Source organism: Halorubrum sp. SP3, assembly GCF_005435195.1.
GTDB lineage: Archaea > Halobacteriota > Halobacteria > Halobacteriales > Haloferacaceae > Halorubrum > Halorubrum sodomense.
Genome location: NZ_SGTU01000042.1, coordinates 1 through 1,102 on the forward strand (window position 1 = coordinate 1; position 1,102 = coordinate 1,102).

1 protein-coding gene and 1 pseudogene are annotated in these 1,102 nt (G+C 55.4%); one reads left to right on the forward strand and one right to left on the reverse strand.

The features are described from left to right. Positions 1-206, reverse strand: a pseudogene (locus EXE42_RS14995) (hypothetical protein); the annotation flags it as partial. 310 nt (positions 207-516) lie between these two features. Here EXE42_RS14995 and EXE42_RS18635 point away from each other — a divergent pair. Continuing rightward, positions 517-1,102: hypothetical protein (locus EXE42_RS18635; RefSeq protein WP_158293716.1), on the forward strand; the 586-nt coding region annotated here is incomplete at its 3' end.

Sequence of the window (1,102 nt, forward strand, 5' to 3'; positions counted from 1 at the left end):
GACACGTAAATTCGGTGCTTCTCGGCACTACTGACCACCTCTGGGTGCTTCTTGTGTTCGACGGCTGCGACGGCCTCTGCGAGGTCACCGACATCAATTGGCGGCTCAGGGCTCTCCTCCAGTAGGTGCTGTACCACGTAGAGGCGTCTGCGATTGCTGAGGACGACCCCGAGTGGGACCTCGTGTTTGGAGCTGGTGCTACCCATTACTACCTCCACCAGCTGGCTTGGTCGTGTGACTGTACACCTGCGATCGGGCGAGATGCTTTTGTTCGAGGGGTCGAACAATCATTTGCGGTGTATCTGAACCGCGTCGGCCCGCGCCTCACCGCGGGTCGTTTCGGGGTAGCCCCCGAGCCAACACGGCTGTGACTGAGTGCGGGCTAGTATAGTATAAGCGGTTGTATCTTTATCTACAGCGATTAGGTCTCTGTCAGCCAAAGACACTGAGGAGGGCGGGTTTGTGAGAAAGGGCTCAGCGTTATAACGAACGATACCTCACCACACCACGGATCGTATGACCGACCTTGGACAGCGAGACGACCGAGCGCTGATGAAGTTAGAAAATTCCGCTAAACGTGTCTCGACGGGTGAGCTACCTCCCAATCAGCTCCTCAACGCGGCTGCTCTCTACGTTGCACGAGCACCGGTCCCCTCGAAACTAGCGGTCCTGAAATCGTTAGGCCGCGTTTCGTACGGACGGACACACGCGCACAAGCCGGGAATTTCTCTCTTTGTTCCCGAGGATTCTGTAGCCAATCTCGAAGAGCTGAGAAAAGAAAATCGTGCTGCGGCGGCGAGGCCAGTTGGCTACAAACTGGATTATAGCCCAATCCCATCCGGCAAGTGGAGTAGTTTAGAACCGATACTCGAGCATCTCTTGGGGAACATCGATAACGAGTCTAAAGTGGCGCAGCAGACTGAAGATGTCGATGGAAAAATCTGTAACTTCCTTCTCCCGGCAATCATCTGTGTTTTTGAAGTCGTCGATGAGGCGTACGTTCGTTGGAGGGGTCCAGGGTCGGAGGGAAGAATCCAGTTCGATGAGTCGCTCGAAGAAACTCGAGGATTATCGGCGTGGGTACATCCCAGCTGCCTCCACC